General features: G+C 69.1%; 17 protein-coding genes. 9 read left to right on the top strand and 8 right to left on the bottom strand.

Features of this window, described 5'->3' with window-relative positions; translation table 11 throughout:
• Nucleotides 1-50: 50 nt before the first annotated feature.
• The 5 genes from H5368_RS09530 (at nt 51) to H5368_RS09510 (ending at nt 3,774) form a co-directional block, all read left to right on the top strand.
• Complete coding sequence (locus H5368_RS09530) at nt 51-1,238, top strand: tetratricopeptide repeat protein (protein WP_182824009.1); 1,188 nt, start codon at nt 51-53, stop codon at nt 1,236-1,238.
• Between the two features lie 142 nt (nt 1,239-1,380).
• Entirely contained in the window at nt 1,381-2,046 is a 666-nt protein-coding gene (locus H5368_RS09525) for an energy transducer TonB (RefSeq protein ID WP_182824007.1), read from the top strand.
• A gap of 100 nt (nt 2,047-2,146) precedes the next feature.
• On the top strand, nt 2,147-2,893 hold the full coding sequence (locus H5368_RS09520) for a MotA/TolQ/ExbB proton channel family protein (RefSeq protein WP_182824005.1): 747 nt from the start codon (nt 2,147-2,149) through the stop codon (nt 2,891-2,893).
• Between the two features lie 26 nt (nt 2,894-2,919).
• The gene (locus H5368_RS09515) at nt 2,920-3,345 is read left to right on the top strand and encodes a biopolymer transporter ExbD (protein WP_182824004.1); all 426 of its coding nucleotides are present in this window, start codon (nt 2,920-2,922) and stop codon (nt 3,343-3,345) included.
• A 15-nt stretch (nt 3,346-3,360) separates the two neighbouring features.
• Nucleotides 3,361-3,774, top strand: coding sequence for a biopolymer transporter ExbD (locus H5368_RS09510; protein WP_182824002.1), 414 nt, complete (start codon nt 3,361-3,363; stop codon nt 3,772-3,774).
• A gap of 92 nt (nt 3,775-3,866) precedes the next feature.
• Here H5368_RS09510 and H5368_RS09505 read toward each other — a convergent pair whose 3' ends face one another.
• The 3 genes from H5368_RS09505 to cls all read right to left on the bottom strand — a co-directional run bounded on the left by H5368_RS09505 (nt 3,867) and on the right by cls (nt 6,464).
• A complete protein-coding gene (locus tag H5368_RS09505; RefSeq protein WP_182824000.1) occupies nt 3,867-4,622 on the bottom strand; it encodes a pyridoxine 5'-phosphate synthase in 756 nt (251 codons plus the stop codon).
• A gap of 11 nt (nt 4,623-4,633) precedes the next feature.
• A complete protein-coding gene (locus H5368_RS09500) occupies nt 4,634-4,912 on the bottom strand; it encodes a hypothetical protein (protein WP_182823998.1) in 279 nt (92 codons plus the stop codon).
• Between the two features lie 106 nt (nt 4,913-5,018).
• Complete coding sequence (gene cls / locus H5368_RS09495) at nt 5,019-6,464, bottom strand: cardiolipin synthase (protein ID WP_182823996.1); 1,446 nt, start codon at nt 6,462-6,464, stop codon at nt 5,019-5,021.
• A gap of 151 nt (nt 6,465-6,615) precedes the next feature.
• Here cls and H5368_RS09490 point away from each other — a divergent pair, with 151 nt between their 5' ends.
• Together H5368_RS09490 and H5368_RS09485 are read left to right on the top strand one after the other, a co-directional pair.
• Entirely contained in the window at nt 6,616-7,482 is an 867-nt protein-coding gene (locus tag H5368_RS09490) for an ATP-binding protein (protein WP_182823994.1), read from the top strand.
• On the top strand, nt 7,479-7,919 hold the full coding sequence (locus H5368_RS09485) for a response regulator (protein ID WP_182823992.1): 441 nt from the start codon (nt 7,479-7,481) through the stop codon (nt 7,917-7,919). Before H5368_RS09490 ends, H5368_RS09485 begins: the two co-directional genes overlap by 4 nt.
• 15 nt (nt 7,920-7,934) lie before the next feature.
• On the opposite strand, the gene H5368_RS09480 is transcribed toward H5368_RS09485, so the two are convergent.
• The 4 genes from H5368_RS09480 to phhA form a co-directional block, all read right to left on the bottom strand.
• Nucleotides 7,935-8,642, bottom strand: coding sequence for a 2OG-Fe(II) oxygenase (locus H5368_RS09480; protein ID WP_182823990.1), 708 nt, complete (start codon nt 8,640-8,642; stop codon nt 7,935-7,937).
• 24 nt (nt 8,643-8,666) lie between these two features.
• Nucleotides 8,667-9,719 carry a class 1 fructose-bisphosphatase gene (locus H5368_RS09475; protein WP_182823988.1) on the bottom strand — a complete coding sequence of 351 codons (1,053 nt, stop codon included), beginning with the start codon at nt 9,717-9,719 and terminating at the stop codon, nt 8,667-8,669.
• A gap of 158 nt (nt 9,720-9,877) precedes the next feature.
• Nucleotides 9,878-12,010, bottom strand: coding sequence for a TonB-dependent receptor (locus H5368_RS09470; protein WP_182823986.1), 2,133 nt, complete (start codon nt 12,008-12,010; stop codon nt 9,878-9,880).
• Between the two features lie 125 nt (nt 12,011-12,135).
• Nucleotides 12,136-13,032, bottom strand: coding sequence for a phenylalanine 4-monooxygenase (gene phhA, locus H5368_RS09465; protein WP_182823984.1), 897 nt, complete (start codon nt 13,030-13,032; stop codon nt 12,136-12,138).
• A gap of 314 nt (nt 13,033-13,346) precedes the next feature.
• Between phhA and H5368_RS09460 the strand changes: the two genes are divergently transcribed.
• Nucleotides 13,347-13,823: an Lrp/AsnC family transcriptional regulator gene (locus H5368_RS09460; protein WP_182823982.1), complete on the top strand. Its 477-nt coding sequence runs from the start codon at nt 13,347-13,349 to the stop codon at nt 13,821-13,823.
• A gap of 4 nt (nt 13,824-13,827) precedes the next feature.
• Here H5368_RS09460 and H5368_RS09455 read toward each other — a convergent pair whose 3' ends face one another.
• Nucleotides 13,828-14,853, bottom strand: coding sequence for an integron integrase (locus tag H5368_RS09455; protein ID WP_182823980.1), 1,026 nt, complete (start codon nt 14,851-14,853; stop codon nt 13,828-13,830).
• A gap of 1,183 nt (nt 14,854-16,036) precedes the next feature.
• Here H5368_RS09455 and H5368_RS09445 point away from each other — a divergent pair.
• The coding region (locus tag H5368_RS09445; protein WP_182823976.1) for a transposase at nt 16,037-16,201 on the top strand (165 nt) is incomplete at its 3' end.

The raw sequence follows: 16,201 nt of genomic DNA, 5'->3' as shown, positions 1-16,201 counted from the left end.
TACCAAGGCGCCCGCGTCATCCGGCAGCCTCAACCTGAAGGGTGTTCCCGATGTCCGTTTCCAACTCCAGCCGCCTGCTGACCACGGCGATCGCCGCCGCCCTGCTCGTCATGACGGTTGGCGACGCCAACGCGCAGCGCAGCAGCGAGCGCCGCGCGCGCGCCGAAGCTGCGAAGGCGGAGGCCGCCAAGCCCGCCGCGCAGTTCCCCGAAGCCACCCGCGTTGAACCGGAACTCGGCGCCAGCCAGCGCATCGGCGCGAGGATCAACAAGATTTCCGAAGCCCACGAGGCAGGGGACGTGGCCGCCGCCGAGCCCATCGCCGCGGAGATCATCGCCAATCCCAAAGCCAACGCGTACGAGCGCGCCATCGTGATGCGCCTGATGGCCGATCTCTACGTGGATACCGACACCGAGCGCGCCAAGGACTACCTGCGCCAGGCGGTCGAGGCGAACGGCCTGAAGAACAACGACCACTACGGCTCCCTGGTCATGCTTGCCCAGCTGCAGCTGCAGGAAGACGACTACGCCGGTGCCCTCGTCACCCTCGACCGCGTGATCGCCGAAACAAAGACCACCAATCCCGAGTACCACGTGATCCGCGGCAATTCGCTGTATCGCCTCGAGCGTTACGACGAGGCGATCGCGGCGCTGAAGCCGGTGATCGATGGCAACCCGCAGGCACGGCCCGACTGGGTCCAGCTGTTGATGGCGTCATACGCGGAGGCGGGCCGTCCCGCCGAAGCCGCGCAGCTTGCCGAGCAGGTGGCCGCCCAGTCACCCGGCGACAGGCGTGCCCAGCTCAACCTCGCCAACATCTACCTGCAGTCCGACGACACACCGCGCGCCATCGAGGTCTACGAGCGCCTGCGCAAGGCCGGTGAACTCACCGAGGAGCGCGACTACCGCAACCTGATGGCGCTGTACCTCAACAGCGAGGGCAAGGAGCGCGAAGCCGCCGGGGTGATCACCGAGGGCCTGGACAAGCAGATCCTCAAGCCCGACCACCAGACCTACAACGCACTGGCGCAGGCGTACTATTTCAGCGACCAGTACGGCGAGGCGATCAAGGCTTACCAGAAGGCCGCGCCGCTTGCCGCCGATGGCGAAACCTGGCTCAACCTCGCCAAGGTGCTGGCCAATGAAGGCCGCAGCGCCGAATCCAAGGATGCCGCGCAGAAGGCGCTGGACAAGGGCGTCAAGCGCCCTGAGGAAGCGCGGGCGCTGTTGAAGCGCTGAGGCGCACCTCCGATCACGTGCTGGCCAGGTTGGTACTGGCAGCCACGATTGGTATAAGCTTGGAAATTCCCGCGCTGAACAAGCGGCGCGGATACGACAATATTCGGGGCGCTTCCTGCCCGGCCAGACTTGAGTTCCCCGCATGACGCAAGCCTCCACGACCTCGAACCGGAACGACGACCAGGACGAGGGCCTGAACTGGGCACGGATCACCGGTTTCACCATGGTTGTCGCGCTGCACGCCGCGGCCGTCCTGCTGCTGCTGGCGCCGGTCAATCCGCCCGGTGCCGAAGCGGAGGCCGAAGAGGTCACGCGCGTGGTGATCATCGAGCCGCCGCCGCCGCCCCCGCCGCCGCCGCCGCCGCCGGAACAGCCGCCCGAGCCCAAGCCCATCAAGGAGCTGGTGCCGCCGTCGCCGTCGCCGCTGCCCCCGCCGCCCGAACAGCCGCCTGTGATCTTCGACGACCCGTCGCCGATCGACGTGCCCGCGCCGCCGCCCGCCCCGCCTGCGCCGCCCGCGCCCACGCCGTCGATCGGCGCCAGCGTGGACCCGTCGTCGAAGAGCATGAATCCGCCGAAGTACCCGCCGGCGGCGCTGCGTGCCGGCGTGACGGGCCAGGTCATCCTGATCGTCGACGTCGATGCCAACGGCAACGTCACCAACGTGTCGGTCGAGAAATCCAGCCGCAACCGCGACCTGGACCGTGCCGCGGTGGACGCCGCGCGCAAGTGGCGCTTCAACCCGGAAATCGTCAATGGCGTCGCCACCTCGGGCCGCGTGCGCGTCCCGGTTGATTTCGTGCTCTGACCCGGGTCGCGGCCCTGGCCGCGCCTCACGCTGTTCCATCGCTCTACCGGCTATAACCGATCCAAACTATCCAAATCACAACATCTAGAAGGTAAGCGTCATGCTGCAGGAAACTTCGAACATCCCGGCCTCCGGCGGCAGCAACGCCGCTGCGCTCCAGCAGATGGGTTTCGCGGACATGGTCCAGCATATGGACGCAGTCGGCTGGGTGGTGCTCATCACCCTGGTCGTCATGTCGGCCATGTCCATCTACTGGATCATCTTCAACGCCATCAAGAACGCGCGCCTGCGTGCGTCCTCGGACAACGTGATCCAGTCGTTCTGGGAAACCCCGAACGCGCAGGACGCGATCCGCCACATGGAAGAGCAGCGCAAGAGCGAGCCCTTCTCCAAGGTCGCGCTTGACGCCGCCCTGGCCGCGGCGCACCACCAGCGCCACGAAGGTTCGCGCCTGGTCGAGTCGCTCAACCGCTCCGAGTTCGTCGACCGCGCGCTGCGCCAGGGCGTGACCCGCGAGTCGCTGAAGCTCGAGGCCGGCCTGACCGTGCTCGCCACCGTCGGTTCGACCGCGCCGTTCGTCGGCCTGCTCGGCACCGTGTGGGGCATCTACCGCGCCCTGATCCGCATCGGCGCCAGCGGCCAGGCCGACATCGGCGCGGTTGCCGGTCCGGTCGGCGAGGCGCTGATCATGACCGCGCTGGGCCTGGGCGTCGCGATCCCGGCCGTGCTTGGCTACAACTTCTTCGTGCGCCTGAACCGCTCGACGAACAACAAGCTCGACACCTTCGCGCACGACCTGCACGACTTCTTCGCCACCGGCTCGCGCGTCGGCGAGCAGAAGCGCTGATCGCCAGGTATTGAGGGAGTCCCGACATGGCTTACAGTTCAAGCGGTAGCGGCCATGACAAGGTCAACGCCACGATCAACATCGTGCCGCTGGTCGACGTGATGCTGGTGCTGTTGATCATCTTCATGGTCACGGCACCACTCATGGCCCACAAGGTCCAGGTCGAGCTGCCACAGGCGAACCTGGATGAGCGGCCGGAGACGGCACCGCCGGCTCCGCCGATCACCATCGCGGTCACCGAAGACGGCGAGATCTTCCTCAACGACCAGCCGGTCACCCTGCAGCTGCTCGAAAGCGCACTGTCGGTCGAGGCACAGAAGACCCCGCAGCCGCCGGTCAACGTCCGCGGCGACAAGACCACGAAGTACGGCGTGGTGAAGCAGGTCGTCGGCATCGCGCAGGCCCAGGGCATGCGCAAGGTCGGCTTCGTCGCCACCCGCGAAAGCAACTGATCCGGAGTTAGTCACATGGCTTTTTCGTCCAATTCCGGTGACGGCCCGATGGCCGACATCAACATCATCCCGCTCTGCGACGTGATGCTGGTGCTGCTCATCATCTTCATGGTCACCGCGCCGCAGCTGTCGTACCCGATCGACATCGACCTGCCGCAGCCCTCGTTGAATCCGCCGGTGAACCCGGTGGATCCGCCGCCGCCGATCCGCCTGCGGATCGACGCGTCGGGCCAGGTGTACTGGAACGACAGTCCCACGCCGACCTCGGCCCTGCGCAACATGATGCAGGCTGAAGTCGAGCGCGATCCGTCCAACCAGCCCACGCTCGAGATCGACGTCAACGAGGACGCCGACTACGGCACGCTGGCCAAGGTGCTGGCCGAGGCCAAGAACGCGCAGATGCTGAAGATCGGTTTCGTCAGGAACTGAACCACGCAAGACCCTCCGGCGTCGCCTGCAGCGCGCCGGTCGGGAGAGACGCTTGCTGTTTTCGCGCCGCCCGCAAGGGCGGCGTTTTTATGTCAGGCGCCGGCCGCGTCCAGGATCGCCAGGTAGCGCGCGACGGTCGTCCCCAGCCCGTCATGCAATGCCTCGCCGATCAGCGCGTGGCCGATCGACACCTCCTGGACCCCAGGTACTGCCGCCAGGAAATCCCCCAGGTTGTCCTGGCTGAGATCGTGGCCGGCATTCACGCCGAGTCCGGCGGCCTGCGCGCGCCGCGAGGTGCCGGCACAGGTGGCCAGCGCCGCGCTGGCGTCGCCGGCGGCATGGGCATCGGCAAACGGACCGGTGTACAGCTCGATGCGGTCCGCCCCTGTGGCCGCCGCCGCCTCGACATCGCAGCTGGCATCGGCGAACAGGCTCACGCGGCAGCCCAGCGCCTTCAATTCGGCGACCAGCGGACGCAGGCGCTCGCCGTCGCGCACGAAGTCGAAGCCGTGGTCGGAGGTCAGCTGGCCGTCGTCGTCGGGCACCAGGGTCGCCTGCGCCGGGCGCGCCGCGCGGCACAGCGCCACGAAGCCGGGATAGCCGGGCCGCGGCGCCGCGAAGGGATTGCCTTCGAGGTTCAGTTCCACCCCGCGCTCGGCCGCCAGCGTGGCGAGCGCCATCACGTCGTCGCTGCGCGCATGGCGCGCATCGGGACGCGGATGCAGGGTCAGCCCGTGGGCACCGGCATCGAGGCAGGCGCGGGCGGCGCGCAGCATGTCGGGCTGGTCACCGCCGCGCGAGTTGCGCAGCACGGCGACCTTGTTGAGGTTCACGCTGAGCAGGGTCATGCGCGGCGGGCTCAGGCGCCGGTCGATTCCGGCGCGTCGCCCGGCTGCGCCTGGGCGGCGACCACGCGCCGCGCCTCGGCTTCCTCGCGCAGTCGGCGCAGCTCGACCGGGTCGAGCATCATGCTGTCGTCGCGGGCCTGGTTGCCCACGCGCTGGGCCAGCAGGCCCAGCACCCAAGCGACCACAAGACCCAGCGCGGCCAGCAGGCAGGCCACGGCCAGCGCCATCGACGCGGTGTTGAGCGCCATGGCGAACGCGGCCACGGCCAGCAGCAGGAACAACCAGGGCATGGACAGGCTCCGCCAGGGACAATGGCCGCAGTCTAACCGCAGGCGCGCGCGCCGCCATCGCGTCGGCGCGCCGTCCGGGCGACCCGTGCCGCCGCCGGTCGCGGTATCACAGCAGGGGCGACAGCAGCCGCGCCAGCGCCTCGGGCATGCGCGCCCCGAGCAGCGACCGGGTCCGGCCACGATGCACGCGCGGCGCGCTTGCCATCTCGCCCTCGATCAGCGCAGCGAGTTCAGCCGCGATCGCGGGGTCGTCGAACAGCACCGACACCTCGAAGTTCAGCCGGAAGCTGCGGTGGTCGAAGTTGGCGCTGCCGATGATCGCCAAGTCGTCGTCGACCAGCAGCGTCTTGCTGTGCAGCAGGCGCGGGCCGTACTCGTGGACCTTCACCCCCGCCATCAGCAGCGCGCCGAAGTAGGAGCGCGCGGCCAGCGTGACCAGCTTGGAGTCGCTCTCGCGCGGCACCAGCAGGCGCACGTCCAGCCCGGCCATGGCGGCGGAAGTGAGCGCCATCATCGCCGCCTCGCCGGGCACGAAGTACGGGGTGGTCATCCACACCCGCTTGCGCGCGGCGTGGATGGTGGCGACGTGCAGGCGGTGGATCGCCTCCCACGGCGAGTCCGGGCCCGAGGTCAGCACCTGGGCGCGGATCGGGCCGGGCGCGGATTCATGCGGGGTTTCACGCGCGACGTCGGACAGGAAGTCGCGGCTGCCGGTGGCATAGGTCCAGTCCTCGGCGAACACCAGCTGCAGCACGCGCACCACGTCGCCTTCCAGCCTGAGGTGCAGGTCGCGGTAGGCGTCAGCGCCGCGGCGCTCGTCCTGGGCGTCGCTGATGTTCATGCCGCCGGTGTAGGCGATGCGGCCATCGATCACCACGATCTTGCGGTGCGTGCGCAGGTTGGCCCAGGGCCGCCGCCAGAACTGGCCGAGGCGCATCGGATGGAACCACGCCACTTCGCCACCGGCGTCGAGCAGCGGCTGGAAGAAGCGGCGCGCGCCTCCGGAGCCCACCGCATCCACCAGCAGGCGCACCGCCACGCCGGCGCGCGCGCGCTCGACAAGCGCATCGCGCAGCGCGGCACCGGTGTGGTCGGGTTCGTAGATGTAGTACTCGAGGTGCACGTGCCGGCGCGCCGCGGCGATGTCGGCGAGCAGGGCGCTGTACTTCGCGGCGCCGTCGACCAGCAGGCGCACGTCGCGGGCGGACGATGGCGGCAGGCCGGTGGTGGCCTGCGACAGCCGCACCAGTTCCACGCCGTCGGCATGTCCGGCGTCGACGTCGCCATGCGTCACGTTGCCGCGGCTCCTGGCGCGGCGCAGGCGATGACGGTGGATCCGCTGCGGCCCGAACACGTGGTAGACCAGCAGGCCGAGGTAGGGCAGCAGCGCCAGCCCCAGCAGCCAGCTCAACGTGGCCACGGGCTCGCGCTTCTGCAGGATGATCCAGCCTCCCAGCACCACCAGGTACGCCAGCCAGGCCACGCCCAGGTAGAGCCCGAGGTGGGGAAAGGCGAGCAGCGCCTGCCAGGCGTCCCGCAACCAGTCCAACATGCCATGCCCCCGTCGCGCCGCGGCGGCGCCCGTGCGTCAGGCTAGCGGCAAGCGCCGCGAGCGCAAGCCGCGCTCCACGCGCATCCCCGGGGGCTTGGCATTCACCGGATCTATACGCCTCGTCCACGGCGCGGCTTGCTACCGTATGCACATGCCGCAGCCACTCCCGCACAACCGGTCCGCGTGCACCGACGCCGTGGCCGGCGCGATGCCCGCCGCGGACCCGCACGACCGCGCGCCCGCGCCGGATTCCGATCTTGCGCAGCAGCTGGCGGCCTGCCGCCTGGAACTCGCGGCCACGCAGCGCGATCTCGAACTGCTTTCGCACGGCGTCTCGCATGACCTGCGCGCGCCACTGCGCGCGGTGGAAGGCTTCGCGGCGCTGCTGGAGCAGCATGCAAGTGCCGGCCTGGATGCCACCGCCCGCGACCATCTCGCCCGCGTGCGCGCCGCCGCCGCGCGCATGTCCACCCTGATCGACGGGCTGCTGGCGCTGTCGCGCGCCGCACGCGCGCCGCTGAGCATGGTCGACGTGGATGCCAGCCTGCTCGCGGAGTGGACGCTGGCCGAATTGCAGGATGCCGACCCTGCGCGCGCGGTCGAACTCCACGTGCAGCCCGGCATCGTCGTGCGCGGCGACGAGCGCCAGCTCAAGCTGCTGCTCGAACAGCTGCTGGACAATGCCTGGAAGTTTTCGCGCGGCCGCGACCGGGTGCATGTCGCGGTGACGGCGGTCAACGTGGGCGACGGCGTGCGCATCTCGGTGCGCGACCATGGCAGCGGCTTCGATCCCGCGCGTGGCGAACGCATCTTCGAGCCGTTCCAGCGCCTGCACGGCGCGGACGAGGGCGCGGGCCACGGGCTGGGGCTGGCGATCGCGCAACGCATCGCCGAACGGCACGGCGCGACCATCAGCGCGGACGCCGTGGCCGGCGAAGGCTGCACGTTCCAGGTGACGCTGCCACGCGGCGGCAGTGGCGTCGGCACGCCGGAGGGCGGGCAGGGGAACGCGCCGTGAGCACCCGCCCGATCCTGCTGGTGGAGGACAACCCGGACGACGTCGAACTGACGCGCATCGCGTTCGCCGAAGCCAACATCGCCAACGCACTCACCGTGGTCACCGACGGCGCCGCGGCGCTCGACTACCTGTTCGCACGCGGCGCGCATGCCGACCGCGATCCCGACGACCTGCCGTCGATCGTGCTGCTCGACCTCAACCTGCCCAAGGTCGACGGCCGCGAGGTGCTGCAGGCGATCCGCAGCCAGGAGCGCACGCGCAGCCTGCCTGTGGTGGTGCTCACCACCAGCGGGGAACCGTTCGACGTCGAAGCGAGTTACGCGCTCGGCGCCAACAGCTACATCCGCAAGCCGGTGGATTTCGGCCAGTTCGTGTGGGCGGTGAAGCAGGTCGGGCTGTACTGGCTGGTGCTCAACCACGGCCGCGAGCCGCAGTGAGCAGGCGCTGCGGCGCTAGGCGCCGGCGGGGAACAGCGTTTCGGCGCGCTGGAACAGGATCCAGCTGGTGGCGATGAACTTGTCGCCGCGCGCCGGGCGGTTGCCGCGATGGGTGTGGGTGAACGCCGTCGGCGCGATCAGCAGGTCGCCGGTGCGCGGTGCGACCTTGCGTTCCTGGAACAGGAATTCGGTCTCGCCTGCGCTGAAACCGTCGTTGAGGTAGAGCGTCCACAGCAGGTGGCGGTGCAGGGTTTCGCACGGCGCGTCGCGCGGATACAGCTCGCAGTGCCAGTAGGGATAGCCGCCCTCGTCGGCGCGGTACCACTGCAGGTTCACGCTGCCCGGGCGCAGGCAGGTCATCGCCAGCCGGCCCAGCGCCGCATCGTCCATCGCCGTGATGTCGTCGGCCGCAAGCCGGCGCAGGGCGCCATCGGCACCGGGCTGCTGCAGCATCAGCGGCGCGATCAGCGCCTGCGGGTATTGCCGCAGGTACGCGAGCAGGCCACCGTACACCGCCACATTGAGCGCCTGCTCGACATCGACCCAGTCCGGACGCCCGGCGAGCGCGATGTCGCGGCTCTTCTTCAACTCGGGGAACACGCCGCTGCCGACGCGCCCCGGCTGCAGCGCGTCGCTGGCGCGGATGCGTTCCACGATCGCCGCGCAGGTTGCGGCATCCAGGGCGCCTGCGGTGACCTCGATGAAGTCGCGGGTCGCGGCCATGTGGCGCCTACAGGGTCGCGGCGGTCATGCGGTGGTCGCGCCCGCGTGCGCGGCGTCGTGCTCGCAATGCTGGCGCGTCGCCACCTCGACCTCGGCCTTCGACCCGAGGAACACCGGCACGCGCTGGTGCAGGGTGGTCGGCGCGATGTCGAGGATGCGGCCGCGGCCGTCGGTCGCGGCGCCGCCGGCCTGCTCCACCAGCATCGCCATCGGGTTGGCCTCGTACATCAGCCGCAGCTTGCCGGGCTTGCCCGGGTCCTTGCGGTCCCAGGGATAGATGAAGATGCCGCCGCGGGTCAGGATGCGGTGCACGTCGGCGACCATCGAGGCCACCCAGCGCATGTTGAAGTCCTTGCCGCGCGGACCTTCGCGGCCGGCCAGCAGCTCGCTGACGTAGCCTTGCATGGCCGGCTCCCAGTGGCGCTGGTTGGACATGTTGATCGCGAACTCGCGCGTCTCGCCCGGGATGCGGATGTCGCTGCGGGTCTGCACGAACGCGCCCTGCTCGCGGTCCAGCGTGAACGCATGCGTGCCCTGGCCGATGGTCAGCACCAGGGTGGTCTGCGGGCCGTACACGCAGTAGCCGGCCGCGACCTGCGCGGTGCCGGGCTGCAGGAAGTGTTCGTCGCCGACCGTCTCGACGTTTTCCGGGCAGCGCAGCACCGAGAAGATGGTGCCCACCGACACGTTGACGTCGATGTTGCTGGAGCCGTCGAGCGGATCGAACAGCAGCAGGTAGGCGCCGCGCGGATAGGCGTCGGGGATCGGCTGGCAGTGCTCCATCTCCTCCGACGCGCACGCTGCAAGATGGCCGCCCCAGGCGTTGGCCTCGAGCAGGATCTCGTTGGACAGCACGTCGAGCTTCTTCTGCGCCTCGCCCTGCACGTTGACGCTGTCGCCGCCGGCGGCCGAGACCGCATCGCCCAGCACGCCGCCGAGCGCGCCGCGCCCGACCGCCACCGAAATCGACTTGCAGGCGCGCGCCACCACCTCGATCAGGAGCCGCAGGTCGGGCTCGATGTGACCTGCGCGCTGCGCCTCGATGAGGTGGCGGGTGAGGGAAACGGGACCGGACATCGCAAGCCTGTGGATGTGGGGAGAGGGGGGCATTGTCTCCGAAGGTGGAGGGGCTTGCAGGGGTGGGGGTCGCCGCAAGCTTGTCCGGTAGGGGCGGGTTTCTCGCGAAGGCGCGAAGGACGGCCGCGAAGGAGGGGCGGGTGGAGCCTGCAAAGGGGTCAGCGGCGGTCGAATTCCCATTCGAGGCCGAGGAGCCAGGTGCGGCCGTGGCCGGGTTCGTAGAAGCGGCCGTTGCCTTCGTTGACGATCACCGAGCCGACGTGGGCGCGGTCGAGGAGATTGTCGACGCGGGCGAAGACGCGGACCGGGCCGGCCGCCGTGGGCCAGCGCCGCGCGGCTTCGGCGTGCAGCAGGCCGTAACCCGGCGCCGACCCGGTGCCGGCATCATTGACCATCACGTCGCCCATGGCTTCGGCCTCGAACGCCGCGGTCCAGGCGCCGCTTTGCCACTGCAGGCGCGCGAATGCGTGGCGTTCGGGCACGCCGGGGATGCGGCCGGCCATGCTTGTGCCGCCGCCCGCAATGGCGCCGCCGCGGAACTCGGCTTCCAGCTGGGTCGCCGCCAGCTGCAGGTCCCAGGCGTCGCCGAGCGGCTGCAGCCAGGACAGCTCCACACCCTGGCGGCGCGCGCTGCCGGCGTTGCGGTAGCTGCTGCGCCCGGCGACGTTGGTCGCCACCGCGATCTCGTCATCGGTGTCGGCGCGGAACAGCGCCGCCTCGAGCAGGCCGCCGGTGGGCGTGCGCCACTTCAGGCCGAGCTCGTGGTTGTCGCTGACCGCCGGGCGCAGCCCGAAGGCCAGGCCGGCGCCACCGTCGGCGCGGTACGACAGCTCGTTGAACGTCGGCGTCTCGAAGCCGCGTCCGACCGAGGCGTACAGCCGCAGGTGCTCCGACGGCGCGAAGGTGACGCCCGCGACCGGCGAAGTTTCCGAATAGTCGACGCGCCCGCTGTCGTCGGGATTGCCTTCGGCAACGTAGCGGTCGCTCGAGGTGAAGCCGACCTCGCTGTGGCGCGCGCCGAGCAGCAGCGACCAGCGCGGCGCGACCTGCCACCACGCCTGCGCATAGAGGTCGTCGGTCTCCACCTCGTTGCGCTCGTCGCGACGCAGCGTGCCGCGCACGCCGAGCGCGTCGCCGACGAAGTTCTCGAAGCCGCGGCGCCGCTGCCGCTGGCGCTCGCCGCCCGCACCCGCCGCAAGCTCCAGCGGCCGCGACGCGAGGCTGCCGCTCCACGACCAGCGCGCATCGAAGCCGGCGTAGCGGTTGTCGAGATCGATCACCCCGCCCGAATGCAGCGGATTGCGCTGCGGCGCCGCCGGGATCGGCAGCACCTGCGTCACTTCGCGGTCGCCGCCCCAGGCCGACAGGCGTAGCGCGTGCGCATCGCCCAAGCCGTGCTCGTACACCGCGCCGGCCTGCGACTGGCGCACGCTCTTGCGCGTGTCGAAGACGTACGCATTGGCCACCGCCTGCCGCGGATCCGCGCGCATCTGCGCCGCGGTGAGCCCGAGTGGATCCTGCGCCTCGGGGATGTCGACGTGGTTGAGCACCAGGCTCAGCTTGCGGCGTTCACCCAGGTCGAAGCCAAGCTTCAGGTTGGCCACGTCGCGCCGCGCCGCGGAATGATCGCGCCAGCCGTCGGTATCCAGGCGCGAGACCGCGAAGTTGTAGCCGACGATGTCGTTGCCGCCGAGCAGCCGCGCCGCGCCGGTCCAGGTGCCATCGCTGCCGACCGTGGCCCGCAGCCGCCACGGATCACCGGCCTGGCCGTCGGCGCTGTGGATCGACACCACCCCGCCCGACGAGTTGCCGTGCAGCGCCGAGAACGGCCCACGCAAGACTTCAATGCGATCCGCGCCGGCGAGGCTGAAATGCGACAGCTGGCCCTGGCCATCCGGCATCGACGCCGGGATGCCGTCGGCGTACAGCCGCAGCCCGCGCACCCCGAACGTCGCGCGCGCACCGAAGCCGCGGATGGAGAGCTGTGTGTCCTGCGCCAGGTTCTGGCGGTCGCGGGCGAGCAGGCCGGGGATGCCGCGCAGGACCTCGGAGACGTCGGCGCTGGCGTCGGAGCGCTCGCCGGAGAGATCCACGGTGGCGGTGGACGCGGGCGTGTCGAAGGCCGGCACGGTGCGCAGGCGGGTGGCTTCAACGATGACGCGGTCGAGGGTGGTGGGGGCCGGAGCCTCAGGCTGCCGCGGGCTGGCGGGCGGCGCGGCGTGGGCCACGGCGGGGACGACGAGTGCAAGTGCGAGCGCTCGCGCGAGGGCGGAAAGCTGGGGAGGAGTCATGCGCGTATTGTCGCCCGCGCGCCCGTGCCGGGCGGGTCGCGGGGCGGAACACTGCGGGACGGACGCTCCGTCAGGCGCGGGGCCCTGTACTGCCGCGCCCGGCCGATCGCCGGGCGACGCGTTCCTCAGGCGTCGGCGTCGGTCGGCCAGCCTTCGCCGGTGCCGCGCTGGAGCACGGTGTCGGTGTCGAGCACCGTGCCGGCTGGAATCGCCTCCTGCGTCGCCAGGCGCGCATAGACCGGCGTGAAGTCCGGTCGCGTCGCGTCCATCAGCTGCTCGAAGCTGTCGATCACGAAATAGGTCTTCTGGTAGCTGTCGATGCGGTAGCGCGTGCGCATCACCCGCTCCAGGTCGAAGCCGATGCGATTGGGCGCCGCCGACTCCAGCGCATGCACCGACTCCCCACTGGACGACACGATGCCGCTGCCGTAGATGCGAAGCCCCTCGGCCTCGCGGATCAGCCCGAACTCGACCGTGTACCAGTACAGCCGCGTGAGGTTCTGCAGCGCATCCGGCCCGATCGCATGCGCCTTCACCCCGCCGCGCCCGTAGGCCGCCATGTAGTCGGCGAACACCGGGTTCATCAGCAACGGCACGTGGCCGAAGAGATCGTGGAACAGGTCCGGCTCCTCAATGTAGTCGAGCTGGTCCGGCCGGCGGATCCACCACGTCACCGGGAAGCGCCGTTTGGCGAGGTGCTCGAAGAAATCCAGCTCCGGCAGCAGCCCCTCTACCCCGATCAGCGTCCAGCCCGTGGCCTGCTCCAGCACCGCGTTCAACTGCGCGTAGCGCGGAATGTGGTCCGGGGTCATGCCCATCGCATCCTGCGCACGCAGGAACTCGCTGCTGGCGCGGCCGACCAGCAGCTCGCGCTGGCGCGCGTAGAGCGTCGCCCACGTCGCGTGGTCGTCTGCGGAGTAGTCATCCCATGGCTGCGCCACGATGCCCGTCGCGTACACCGGCACCTTGCCCTTGTCGGTATGCAGGTTCTCGACGCGGCGCGGCTGGGACTGGGTGGACATGGCGGACTCCTGGCGGCGCGGCAGATGCAGGGCCGGCACGAAAGACGGTGCGATAAAGCACGACCTGGAGACTCTAACGCCGAAATCCTGCAACATGGATGTGACTGTTGCGCCAACAGCGCGACTCCGTGCAACATTCAACCGCGTATAGCGATGTTGTCGCAACAATAGAGATACGGTGGCAATGCGAACGCTCGAGCACCGGCGCTCGCCGGCGCGGCGTCCAACTCCACGTCACCCTTCGCCGGCGCAGGCCCGAGCCCGAAGCGGGCCGTTCCTCCCGCCCGTCGTCCACGGCCCAACGGAACCGACCCATGCCCACCGTCGACCTTGACCGCATCGACCTGCAGCTGCTCGCCGAACTGCAGACCCGCGGCCGCCTGAGCAATACCGAGCTCGCCGAGCGTGTGCACCTCTCGCCCTCCGCCTGCCTGCGCCGCGTGCAGCGCCTGGAGCGCGACGGCGTGATCGCCGGCTACCACGCGCACGTCGACCCCGAGCACCTCGGCCTCGGCCTCGCCGCCTTCGTGCGGATCCGCCTCAAGCGCCACGACGCCACCTCGGTCGCCGCCTTCGCCAGCGCCGTCAACGCCTGGGACGAAGTGGTGGCGTGCCACGCCCTCACCGGCGACATGGACTACCTGCTGCAGATCGCCGTGCGCGACCTCGAACACTTCTCGCGCTTCCTCCTCGACCGCCTGCTCGGCCAACCCGGCGTGGGCGACGTGAACTCGAGCTTCGTGCTGCGCACGGTCAAGGCGTTTCGCGGGCTGCCGCTGCCGCGCGGGTAGGCCGTCAATACCGATCCAGCGGACTCAACACCCCGCCCGCGCCACGGCCCAACACGTGCGTGTAGATCTGCGTCGTCGCGACATCCTTGTGTCCCAGCAACTCCTGCACCGTGCGAATGTCCTGCCCGGACTGGATGAGGTGCGTGGCGAACGAGTGCCGCAGCGTGTGGCAGGTCGCCGGCTTGTCGATGCCCGCCGCCACCCGCGCCGACTTGACCGCGCGCTGCAGCACCGCCTCGTCGATGTGATGCCGGCGCAGCGCACCGGTGCGCGGATCCGCCGACAGTCGCGTGGCCGGAAACACGTACTGCCACCCGAACTCCCGCGCCGCATTGGGATATTTGCGCCCCAGCGCATGCGGCAGCCAGACCTCGCCGCACCCCGCCTGCAGGTCGCGGGCGTGGAGCACGCGCACCTTTTCCAGCTGCTCGTGCAGCGCCACCTCCAGCTTGCGCGGCAACGGCACCCGACGGTCCTTGCCTCCCTTGCCGTTGCGCACGCAGATCTCGCGACGGTCGAAATCCACGTCCTTCACCCGCAGCCGCACCGCCTCCATCAAGCGCATGCCCGCCCCGTACAGCAGCGACGCCATCAAGCGCACCTGCCCGTCCACCAGCGCCAGCAGGCGCCGCACCTCGTCGTGCGACAACACCACCGGCAGCTTCTTGGGACGCTTCGCGCGCGTTACCGACTCCATCCACGGCAGGTCGATCCCCAGCACCTCCTTGTAGAGGAAGAGCAGCGCCGACAGCGCCTGGTTCTGCGTATTGGCCGCCACGTCATGCCGCACCGCCAGGGTCGACAGAAAGCCCTCGACCTCCAAAGCCCCCAACTCCCGCGGATGGCGGCGCCCATTGGCCAGCACGAACCGCCGCGCCCAGCCCACATACGCCCGCTCCGTGCGGATGCTGTAGTGCTTGGCACGACAGCGGGCGCGCACCTGGTCGAGCAGGCGGGGAGGCGGGGCCTCGGATGGAGGGGCATCACCCGAAGCACCGGGTACCGCCGCATCCGTGCGGTGATATGACATAGCACTCCATTTCTGCGGTATTTCCCGGAATCATTACCGCAGGCGTTGCCCAAAAAAATCAGCCAAGCGATTGATCTGGAATGGGTTGCAGCGGGTCGAGTGCGTCAGACAACCGGCGTCAGGAACGGATTACACTCCGTTTCTGGAATCTACTAAGTGTTAGGCCTGCTTGGTGAACATGTCGCGCGACCAACGTTTCCACTGGACTGAGCCATTCGCATTCGCACGCGCACGGGCTCGTACGTCCCGTGGCGGCAACCCCTTCTTCCTATTCGTAATGTTCGCGCTGCTATTCTCACTCGCTCTTCTAGCCGTAGCTGTCCCTGACAGCGCACGAGACGCATCCGCTCTCGTAGCAATCTCCCTGGCGGGCGCTTTTCTCATTGCCTTCCCAGGCATGTGGCTGTTCTCCCGCCTCCCAAACAGCATCGTTGTCGCAAGTGATCGCATCGCCTTCGGCCGCACAGTCATACCAATAGCGCAAGTACGATCCGCCGTGATTGGAACCACTAAGCTAGAGGATATGCAGCACCCCGTGGTCACCTTCCAAACCACGGCAGGCCAAAGCTATCTTTTTGGCTTAGGCCGCAAGATTGATGCGAATGCGCTCGCAACCTTTCTTCAGCAGTTGGGTGTGCGCGAGCCGCAGGCCTAACAATGCGTTCAAGCCGACACCGCATCGGGTCGCAAACCACATGGCAGATACAGCGTGCCATGTGCTTCACGCCCCGCTGCGGCGCGGCTTAACTTGGGTGTTAGGCGCGCTATCGCACCGCATGGAGGCATGAAGTGAAACTAACGGCATCCGAAGTACGTCATTTCAAGAACGTGCTGTGGGGAACTCGCTTCTGGGCGTGGTTTCGCTGGGTGCTCTTGTTGGTCCTTGGCTACACCGCCGCAGCACACTTCACTGGCTGGAAGCCTTTGGCCCGAACTGACTGGCTGGCCGCAGGCGCGGTCTACCTGCTGGTCGCTTGGCCAGGCTTGTGCCGCACATACGTGTTTCATACGCTTCACCGTGTCGTGGCGGAGGATCCGGAGGCACGGGCACAGCTCGCTGCTGCTGGTGTGAAAGAGTTCGCGTCTGACACGTCGGGCGGGCGCGCCTAACAATGCGTTCAAGCCGACACGGTAGTTCCTTCGCTTCAGTGGACACCCTGACCTAACGATCAGGAGTGTCTTTATGCCTACGCCAGGCCCCCGAACAACCTATCGCTACACAGACCACTTCAAGGCCACCGCAGTACGCCTGAGTGAGCTTCCCGGCGTCTCCGTCGCCGATGTTGCCGAGTCGCTTTACATCCACCCTTTCATGTTGTCTCGTTGGCGCAAGTTGGCCCGCGAGGGA

It is taken from the genome of Luteimonas sp. MC1782 (assembly GCF_014164605.1).
Classification (GTDB): Bacteria; Pseudomonadota; Gammaproteobacteria; order Xanthomonadales; family Xanthomonadaceae; genus Luteimonas.
The sequence above is the reverse complement of the archived record's forward strand: the minus strand, read 5'-3'. Positions and strand labels throughout refer to the sequence as shown.

Excerpts from the sequence above, each read along its gene's own strand:
- H5368_RS09505 (WP_182824000.1), bottom strand. The coding sequence starts at position 4,622 with ATGACCCTGCTCAGCGTGAACCTCAACAAGGTCGCCGTGCTGCGCAAC.
- H5368_RS09510 (WP_182824002.1), top strand. The coding sequence starts at position 3,361 with ATGGCTTTTTCGTCCAATTCCGGTGACGGCCCGATGGCCGACATCAAC.
- H5368_RS09490 (WP_182823994.1), top strand. The coding sequence starts at position 6,616 with ATGCCGCAGCCACTCCCGCACAACCGGTCCGCGTGCACCGACGCCGTG.
- H5368_RS09520 (WP_182824005.1), top strand. The coding sequence starts at position 2,147 with ATGCTGCAGGAAACTTCGAACATCCCGGCCTCCGGCGGCAGCAACGCC.
- H5368_RS09530 (WP_182824009.1), top strand. The coding sequence starts at position 51 with ATGTCCGTTTCCAACTCCAGCCGCCTGCTGACCACGGCGATCGCCGCC.
- H5368_RS09470 (WP_182823986.1), bottom strand. The coding sequence starts at position 12,010 with ATGACTCCTCCCCAGCTTTCCGCCCTCGCGCGAGCGCTCGCACTTGCA.
- H5368_RS09455 (WP_182823980.1), bottom strand. The coding sequence starts at position 14,853 with ATGTCATATCACCGCACGGATGCGGCGGTACCCGGTGCTTCGGGTGAT.
- H5368_RS09500 (WP_182823998.1), bottom strand. The coding sequence starts at position 4,912 with ATGCCCTGGTTGTTCCTGCTGCTGGCCGTGGCCGCGTTCGCCATGGCG.
- H5368_RS09480 (WP_182823990.1), bottom strand. The coding sequence starts at position 8,642 with ATGGCCGCGACCCGCGACTTCATCGAGGTCACCGCAGGCGCCCTGGAT.
- cls (WP_182823996.1), bottom strand. The coding sequence starts at position 6,464 with ATGTTGGACTGGTTGCGGGACGCCTGGCAGGCGCTGCTCGCCTTTCCC.
- H5368_RS09515 (WP_182824004.1), top strand. The coding sequence starts at position 2,920 with ATGGCTTACAGTTCAAGCGGTAGCGGCCATGACAAGGTCAACGCCACG.
- H5368_RS09460 (WP_182823982.1), top strand. The coding sequence starts at position 13,347 with ATGCCCACCGTCGACCTTGACCGCATCGACCTGCAGCTGCTCGCCGAA.
- H5368_RS09475 (WP_182823988.1), bottom strand. The coding sequence starts at position 9,719 with ATGTCCGGTCCCGTTTCCCTCACCCGCCACCTCATCGAGGCGCAGCGC.
- H5368_RS09525 (WP_182824007.1), top strand. The coding sequence starts at position 1,381 with ATGACGCAAGCCTCCACGACCTCGAACCGGAACGACGACCAGGACGAG.
- phhA (WP_182823984.1), bottom strand. The coding sequence starts at position 13,032 with ATGTCCACCCAGTCCCAGCCGCGCCGCGTCGAGAACCTGCATACCGAC.